This is a genomic window from Streptomyces sp. NPDC059851 (genome assembly GCF_042732005.1).
Classification (GTDB): domain Bacteria; phylum Actinomycetota; class Actinomycetes; order Streptomycetales; family Streptomycetaceae; genus Streptomyces.
The window spans coordinates 1-7,596 of record NZ_JBHWJJ010000224.1; the positions used below are offsets into that span (position 1 = coordinate 1).

The 7,596-nt window shown below is 69.9% G+C and carries 10 protein-coding genes; 3 read left to right on the top strand and 7 right to left on the bottom strand.

All coding sequences use genetic code 11. The features are described 5' to 3' along the window. Window positions 1–177 precede the first annotated feature (177 nt). A complete protein-coding gene (locus ACFV7Q_RS37625) occupies window positions 178–1,230 on the top strand; it encodes a restriction endonuclease (protein ID WP_385435448.1) in 1,053 nt (350 codons plus the stop codon). Between the two features lie 49 nt (window positions 1,231–1,279). Here the strand turns inward: ACFV7Q_RS37625 and ACFV7Q_RS37630 are convergent, their stop codons facing one another. The 5 genes from ACFV7Q_RS37630 to ACFV7Q_RS37650 are packed head-to-tail and all read right to left on the bottom strand — an operon-like array spanning window position 1,280 to window position 4,514. Further along, the gene (locus ACFV7Q_RS37630; RefSeq protein ID WP_385435449.1) at window positions 1,280–1,993 is read right to left on the bottom strand and encodes a class E sortase; all 714 of its coding nucleotides are present in this window, start codon (window positions 1,991–1,993) and stop codon (window positions 1,280–1,282) included. A 40-nt stretch (window positions 1,994–2,033) separates the two neighbouring features. Beyond that, a complete protein-coding gene (locus ACFV7Q_RS37635; RefSeq protein ID WP_385435450.1) occupies window positions 2,034–2,846 on the bottom strand; it encodes a class E sortase in 813 nt (270 codons plus the stop codon). Further along, window positions 2,843–3,481, bottom strand: a complete 639-nt coding sequence (locus ACFV7Q_RS37640; RefSeq protein WP_385435451.1) for an aminodeoxychorismate/anthranilate synthase component II — start codon at window positions 3,479–3,481, stop codon at window positions 2,843–2,845. The genes ACFV7Q_RS37635 and ACFV7Q_RS37640 overlap by 4 nt, the downstream gene beginning before the upstream one ends. Then, window positions 3,478–3,678: a hypothetical protein gene (locus tag ACFV7Q_RS37645; protein WP_179171779.1), complete on the bottom strand. Its 201-nt coding sequence runs from the start codon at window positions 3,676–3,678 to the stop codon at window positions 3,478–3,480. Before ACFV7Q_RS37645 ends, ACFV7Q_RS37640 begins: the two co-directional genes overlap by 4 nt. A 47-nt stretch (window positions 3,679–3,725) precedes the next feature. Beyond that, window positions 3,726–4,514, bottom strand: a complete 789-nt coding sequence (locus ACFV7Q_RS37650) for a DUF881 domain-containing protein (protein WP_385435452.1) — start codon at window positions 4,512–4,514, stop codon at window positions 3,726–3,728. A 91-nt stretch (window positions 4,515–4,605) separates the two neighbouring features. Between ACFV7Q_RS37650 and crgA the strand changes: the two genes are divergently transcribed. Next, on the top strand, window positions 4,606–4,857 hold the full coding sequence (crgA, locus tag ACFV7Q_RS37655) for a cell division protein CrgA (protein WP_179171839.1): 252 nt from the start codon (window positions 4,606–4,608) through the stop codon (window positions 4,855–4,857). Window positions 4,858–5,002: 145 nt separating this feature from the next. Here the strand turns inward: crgA and ACFV7Q_RS37660 are convergent, their stop codons facing one another. After that, entirely contained in the window at window positions 5,003–5,878 is an 876-nt protein-coding gene (locus tag ACFV7Q_RS37660) for a rhomboid family intramembrane serine protease (protein ID WP_385435453.1), read from the bottom strand. Between the two features lie 202 nt (window positions 5,879–6,080). Then, on the bottom strand, window positions 6,081–6,608 hold the full coding sequence (locus ACFV7Q_RS37665; RefSeq protein ID WP_385435455.1) for a peptidylprolyl isomerase: 528 nt from the start codon (window positions 6,606–6,608) through the stop codon (window positions 6,081–6,083). A 175-nt stretch (window positions 6,609–6,783) separates the two neighbouring features. Here ACFV7Q_RS37665 and ACFV7Q_RS37670 point away from each other — a divergent pair, with 175 nt between their 5' ends. Then, on the top strand, window positions 6,784–7,470 hold the full coding sequence (locus ACFV7Q_RS37670; protein ID WP_385435454.1) for a DUF5324 family protein: 687 nt from the start codon (window positions 6,784–6,786) through the stop codon (window positions 7,468–7,470). Window positions 7,471–7,596: the final 126 nt, after the last annotated feature.

The following is a 7,596-nucleotide window of genomic DNA, read 5'->3' on the forward strand; positions in this document are numbered from 1 at the left end:
CCCGACGGGGAGGGCGGCCGGGCCTCTTGCGTGCTCACTGCGGGCAGTAGCAGAAGGGTCCGGGCCCCCTTCCCCATCTCCGCACATTTCCGCGAAAAACGATCGTGTCTTCACATATCGGGAATCGTTGATCCGGTCGGGGTGGGACAGGGGGTTCCGCCCAGGAGGGGCGGAACGATGGTCAACGAATCGGTACTGCTGGAATCCCGGACACTGCGCACGAGCGTCCTGGACCGTACGCACGTCCTGGACAAGGTGAAGGCGCTGTCGCTCCTGCCGGACGGACTGCACGTGACGACGGCGATGGTGGCGGCCTACTACGAGGTCTCGGAGCGTGTGATCAACCAGCTCCGGCTACGCCACCGCGAAGAGTTGAGCCAAAACGGCATGCGCACCCTCAAGGGCACTGACCTGGCGACTTTTGAAAGCTACAACCAGTCGCTTTCAAAGGTGCGTCATCCACAGGCCCGCGGCCGTGGCGGGCGCGTGCACCTGGCCGTGTATACCCGCCGGGCGGTCCTCAACGTCGGGATGCTCCTCCGTGACAGCGAAATCGCACGTCAGGTGCGTGCGTACCTCCTCGACACCGAGCAGGAGGCTTTCAGCCGCCCTGTGGATAACTCCATCCACCAGACCGACTCGGGTGAGGAGGCCACGGAGATCCTCCGCCGGCAGGTCGTCCCCATGCTCAACGTGCTCATCGAGGCCTCCGGCGAACACCACCGCGAGTTGATCTCCCTCCGGCAGGACGTCACACGGATCCAGGCGAAGCTCGTCGAGCACGACATCGCCATCAGCCGGCTCCAGCGCAACCAGGAGGCCCGGACCCACACCGGGATCATCGAAACCATGACCGCCATGAACCGGCAGGAGTTCGAACGCCACATCGCGGGCCTGCTCCGCCGCGACGGCTGTACTGACGTTGACGTGCACGGCGGTGACCACGGCGGCAGACTCGGCATCGACATCACCGCCCGCACCGCCGACGGCCGCACCGTCGCCGTCCAGTGCAAGAACGTCACGCCCTTCCGGCACGTGCCCAGCAGTGAGATGCAGAAGTTCCTCGGCGCCTCCAAGGTCCTGCACCGTGCCGACGTGGCCCTCTACGTGGCGACCTGCGCCTTCACCCGCGAAGCCCTGGCCATCGCCGCCCAGGGCAGCGTCACCGCCGTCCACCGCGGCCTTCTCGAGGCCTGGAGCGCCGGAGTACGGCTGCAGGCCCTGCGGTAAGGAGGGGCTGGGCACGGGGCTGGGCATCAGGGCCCCGCGACCCGCGAGGTCAGCGCAGCTCGGCCGGCGGCGTCCGCTTCGCGTCGACCTTCTCCGTGCGCACCAGCTCGCCCCACACGACGTACCGGTACTTCGACGTGTACACGGGCGTGCAGGTGGTCAGCGTGATGTACCGGCCCGGCGCCGTCTTCCCGGACTCCTTCGGGACCGCCGAGATCACGTCCACGTTGTACTTGGAGGTCTGGCGCAGTTCCGCGAAGACCTTGTAGACGTACCAGGTGTCGCGGGTCTCGAAGACGACGGCGTCGCCCTTCTTCACCTTGTCGATGTCGTGGAACTTCGCCCCGTGGCCGTCGCGGTGCGCCGCCAGCGAGAAGTTCCCCGTCTTCTCCCACGGCAGGGCGGCCTTGACCGGGTCCGTGTAGTAGCCGGCCACGCCGTCGTCGAGGATGCCCGGCGCCGTCCCCCGCTTGACGAGCACCTCGCCGTTCTTCATCGCGGGCACGTGCAGGAAGCCGATGCCGCCCTGGGTGTCCAGTGCGCCGGGCCCCGCCTGTGCCCCCGCCGCGGGCGCGCCCTGCCACTGGCGGCGGATCTCGTCGCCGCGGGCCGAGGCCTGCCGGTCCGCGAGCACGTTCGTCCACCACAGCGAGTACGCCACGAACAGGCCGAGCACCAGACCGACCGTGATCAGGAACTCGCCCAGCAGGCTCAGGAACCCGGCGAACAGGATGCTGCTGCGGGAAGGCGCGGTACGGGACACGGCGGTTCGTCCTTCGAGCGGGGGCGGCGGCTGCCGCGGCCTACCGGGCGGCCAGCGCGGGCGGAGCACCCTGGCCGCGCGGGCGTTCGTCCACCATCCTGCCCCATACGATCAAGCGGTAGGTGCTGGTGAACTCCGGGGTGCAGGTCGTGAGGGTGATGTACCGGCCCGGGGCGGTGAAGCCCGATCCCTCCGGTACGGGTTTCAGCACGGCCACGTTCGTCGGCGGCGTCTGCGGCAGGATCGAGGCCATCTCGTACGTGTAGTACGCGTCTCGGGTTTCGACCACGATCGGATCGCCCGGCACCAGCCGGTTGATGAAGCGGAACGGTTCGCCGTGGGTGTTGCGGTGTCCCGCCACCGCGAAGTTGCCCTGCTTGTCCGCGGGCATCGCGGTCTTCAGGGCGCCGTCCCCGTAGTGTCCGACCATCCCGCGGTCGAGCACCTTGGGCTTGCTCACGCCCTCCGCCACCGGGACCTTCACGTCCAGCTTCGGGATGTGCAGGATCGCGAAGCCCTGCCCCGGCTCGAAGGCCGCCGGCGGCGGCGCGGCGGCGCCGCCCGGCTGCTGCTCCCAGGTCTGGCGCAGGGAGCCCGCAGCCCCGTCGGCGGTGCGTTGCGCGAGCACGTTCGTGTACCACAACTGGTAGGCCACGAACAGGAGCATCACCACGCCCAGGGTGATGAACAGCTCCCCGAGGAGCCGGCTCGTGACGACGAGCGGTCCGCCCGAGGCCGGCCGCTTGCGCCGCCGCCCACCGGCGCGCCGCCGCGAGCGTTTCGCGGCCTCCTGGGCGGCCCTGCGCCGCGCGGCCCGGCCCCCGGTGGGCGCGGACGGCGCGAGGGAGGTCACGCGACGGCCTTGCCCACCACCGGGGCCAGCCCCGCCGAGCGCTCGACGGCACCCTTGTCGCCGCAGCGCACGAGCCAGTTCGCGAGCATCCGGTGACCGTGCTCCGTCAGCACCGACTCGGGGTGGAACTGCACGCCCTCCACGTCGTGTTCCCGGTGCCGCAGCCCCATGATGATCCCGTCCTGGGTACGCGCGGTGACCTCCAGGACGTCCGGGAGGGTCTGCGGCTCGGCCGCGAGGGAGTGGTAGCGGGTCGCGGTGAACGGCGAGGGCAGGCCCTCGAAGACGCCGAGCCCCTCGTGGACCACCGGTGAGGTCTTGCCGTGCAGCAGCTCCGGGGCGCGGCCCACGACGCCGCCGTAGGCGACCGCCATCGACTGCATGCCGAGACAGACGCCGAAGACGGGGACGCCGGTGGCGGCGCAGTGGCGCACCATGTCGACGCAGACGCCCGCCTCCTCCGGGGTGCCGGGGCCGGGGGAGAGCAGCACGCCGTCGAAGCCGTCCTGGGCGTGGGAGAGCTCCACCTCGTCGTTGCGCAGCACCTCGCACTCCGCGCCGAGCTGGTACAGGTACTGGACCAGGTTGAAGACAAAGCTGTCGTAGTTGTCGACAACCAGAATGCGCGCGCTCACGGAGTGGCTCCCGATCCCTCGTCCACCGTCACATCGTTGAACGGAAGGAGCGGCTCGGCCCACGGGAAGACGTACTGGAACAGCACGAAGACCACCGCGAGGACCAGTACGAGGGAGATCAGCGCGCGTACCCACGCGTTGCCCGGCAGATGCCGCCAGATCCAGCCGTACATGCCGTCCGCGTCCCTTTCGCTCACGCACCGCGGGGGCGGTACGCACACAGACTAAAGCCAGCGGCCCGGCGTCAGGGGGTGCTTGTCGCGGAGGAGGTCTCGACCGGCCGCGCGTGGTGGAGGTCCACCGTGCCGGAGTACCCGGGCAGGGTCATCTCCTTGTGCTCGTCCACCTTCCAGCCGAGCCCGTACGCCGTCACGTACATCTGGTAGTTCTGCAGGGCCGGGGAGGCCGCGAGGGCCTTGCGCAAGGTGCCCGGGTCGCCGACCGCCGTCACCTTGTACGGCGGCGAGTAGACGCGGCCCTGGAGGATCAGGGTGTTGCCCACGCAGCGCACGGCGCTGGTGGAGATCAGCCGCTGGTCCATGACCTGGATGCCCTGGGCGCCGCCCTGCCACAGGGCGTTCACGACGGCCTGGAGGTCCTGCTGGTGGATCACGAGGTCGTTGGGTTGCGGCTCGGGCACGTTGGGGATGCGGGCGGTGGCGCCCGGCGGGGCGTCGTTGAGGGTGACGGTCAGGCCCTTGCCGGAGAGGGCCTCGGTGCCGGAGGCGGTGCGCAGGGCGGCCAGCTTGGCGTCCTCGGCCTTGGTGCTGCCGTCGTCGCGCTCGGCGAGGGCGTCGACCCGGCCGCGGAGGGCCGCGGTGGTCTGCTCCAGTTGGGCGTTGTTCTGACTGCGCTCGTGGATGAGGTCGGAGAGCTTGAGCAGCGAGGCGTCCGTCCGGATGTTCGTACCCTTGGACGTGTTGAAGCTGGTGATGAAGATGAGGCCCGCGAGCGCGAAGACGGCGGCGGTGAGCAGCCGGACCGCCCGGAACCGCTGACGGGGACCCGCGGAGGAGTCGTCGGAATTGCTCAACGTACCCTTCTCCTTCAACGCCACAGGTCCACTACGCTAACGGACGCCCGGGGCAGGCAGGTCCCCAGCGCATCGACAGGAGAAGCCCCTCGTGCCGAAGTCACGTATCCGCAAGAAGGACGACTACACGCCGCCGCCGACGAAGGCGCAGCAGATCAAGCTGACCAACCGCAGCTGGGTCGCTCCGGTCATGCTGGCGCTCTTCCTGATCGGCCTGGCCTGGATCGTCGTGTTCTATGTGAGCGAGACCCAGCTTCCGATCGAATCCATCGGAAATTGGAACATTGTAGTCGGATTCGGGTTCATTGCGGCGGGATTCGGCGTTTCCACTCAGTGGAAGTAAGAGGCTCGTGAGTGGGGCGGGGCGGTAAGCACAGGATGCAGCCGCCCCGCAAGCTCTCCCCACGAGTTATCCACAGCGTCATCCACACCTGAGGAAAAGACAGACCATCTGTGGATAACTCTGTGGAGCGTTGACGCCGGTGTGATCAGGTGAGTTCGGCCGTCCGGGCCAGGACCAGGCCTGCTGCCAGCAGAAATACCAGCGCGCACGTCCCCCATTGGGCGATGGCCCGTTTTCCCCCGGTCCCCGGGGCCAGCATCGCCAGCCCGAGCAGCAGACCGGTCAGCAGCCCACCCACATGGGCCTGCCAGGACACCGACAGATGGCCGCCGAAGGGCACGAAGGTCAGCACCAGCATGAGCACGACCATCGTGAGGACGGGTCGCATCTCGTAGCGCAGCCGGCGCGCCAGCACGACGGTGGCCCCGAGCAGCCCGAAGACGGCTCCGGAGGCGCCGAGGGTCGGGGTGTTCGGCTCGGTCAGCAGGTACACGAAGGCGCTGGCACCCAGGCCGGACAGCACGTAGACGGCGAGGTAGCGGACCCGGCCCAGCGCCGCTTCCAGCGGGCCGCCGATGACCCACAAGGCCAGCATGTTCCCGGCGATGTGCCACCACTCCGCGTGCAGGAACACCGAGGTCAGCAGCCGGTGGTACTGGCCGGTGGAGATGCCCTCGACGGGGCCGCCGATGTAGTCGACGTACCGGCCGAGCAGCTCCAGCTGCACCACGAGCGGGGGGAAGAGCAGGCCGGCCAGGAAGATTGCGGCATTGATCCCGATGAGGACCTTGGTGACCAGGTGGGGATCGTCGGCCACGACACCGCCCGCGAGGGTGCGCGGCGCGTTGGCGGCCGGGCGGTGGCCGGTTCCGGAGCCCCCGCGGACGCATTCGGGGCACTGGAAGCCGACCGCGGCGCTGATCATGCACTCGGGGCAGATGGGGCGCTCGCAGCGGGTGCAGCGGATCCCCGTGTCGCGGTCCGGGTGGCGGTAGCAGCCCGGCAGACGGTCGGTGTCCATCGGTCCCCTCGGTCAGCGGCGGGACGGCGGTGCACCCCGCCGCTCCGGTATGCCATCAGGACGGACGGGCGGGGCGGAAGGTTCCCGGCACCGGCCAGGCGTCCCGGCGTCCGACCACCCGGTGTCCGACCACCCGGTCGGCGCAGTGGTCGGCGCTGCGGGTCGGCGCTGCGGGTCGGCGCAGTGGTCGGCGCGCCCGCGGTCAGCGCTTCTCGACGGAGACGGACTTGATGATCACGTCGTCCAGGGGGCGCTCGGTGCGCGGGTTGGTCGGCAGGCCGGCGATCGCGTCCACGACCGACCGGCTGGCCTTGTCGGTGACCTCGCCGAAGATCGTGTGTTTGCGGGTGAGCCAGGCGGTGGGTGCGACGGTGATGAAGAACTGGCAGCCGTTGGTGCCCGGGCCGGCGTTGGCCATGGCGAGCAGGTAGGGCTTGGTGAAGGCCAGGTCGGGGTGGAACTCGTCGGCGAACTGGTATCCGGGGCCGCCTGTGCCGTTGCCGAGCGGATCGCCGCCCTGGATCATGAAGCCGCTGATCACGCGGTGGAAGACGGTGCCGTCGTAGAGCGGGTCCGTGGTCTTCTGGCCGTCCGTGGGGCGGGTCCACTCACGGGCGCCCGTGGCGAGCTCCACGAAGTTCCGGACCGTCTTCGGAGCGAAGTTCTCCAGCAGCTCGATCTCGATGTCGCCGTGGTTGGTCTTCAGGGTGGCGTAGAGCTTCTCGGCCACGGATCTGCCTTCCATAGTCAGCACTGTCGGTCCCCGATCCTCCCACGGGGGGCCGTACCGCACAGAAATCCCCCACTCGGATGCCCTGTCGCGCATGCCGCCCGGCCCCAAGCCAGGCATGATCCGACAAAGGGTGGAAAGGTGAACTGTGTCCGCCACCGAGGAGGAGGATCCCGTGACCCGCAACGACAGCGTGCGCCTGGTCGCCGACAGCGCCCGGGACACGATGAGGCACGCAGCGGAGCTGGTGGCGCCGTACGCAGAATCCGCCAGGGACGCGGCGGTGCACTACGCGCACGAGGCGAACGAGCGGCTGACGCCGAAGGTCTCGCATGCCGCCCATCAGGCCTCGCGCCAGGCACGTACGGCGTACGACACCCACCTGCATCCGCGGATGGTCGCAGCGCGCGCCCACGTGCCGCCGAACGTCGACCGGGCGGCGACGCAGGCGGTGCACCAGACCAGGCGCATGGCGCGCCAGGCCGCGGACTACACGCAGCCCAAGCTGGAGCACGCGATCGCGGCCGGCCGGCCGGTCGCAGAGGAGACCGTGCTGCGCTCCGCAGCGGCCGGCGTGGCGGCCCTGGCGGCGCTGCGCGGCCAGATGTCGGCCCAGGAGGTGAAGAAGCTCGTCAAGCACCACGAGCGGCTGCAGCGCCGGAACCGGGTGCTCAAGGGCGTGGTCCTGGCCGGCGTGCTGGCCGGCGCCGCGTACTTCGCCTGGCGGTGGTGGGACCAGCAGTCCAACCCCGACTGGCTGGTCGAGCCGCCCGCGGCGACCGAGCTGTCGTCGCGCGACGAGGCCCAGGCGACCTTCGACGACGAACTGGCCGCGAAGGAGCGCGAGGCGAACGACGAGTAGCCGGGAGTACGACGCGTGGGGCCGGATCCCTCGGATCCCGCCCCCCCCCGGCGTTGCCCCCCCGGGCGGGAGTTGCAAGGGGGGGCGGGGCCGGGCGGGGGTGCACATGACCCGGGGGGGTAAGAA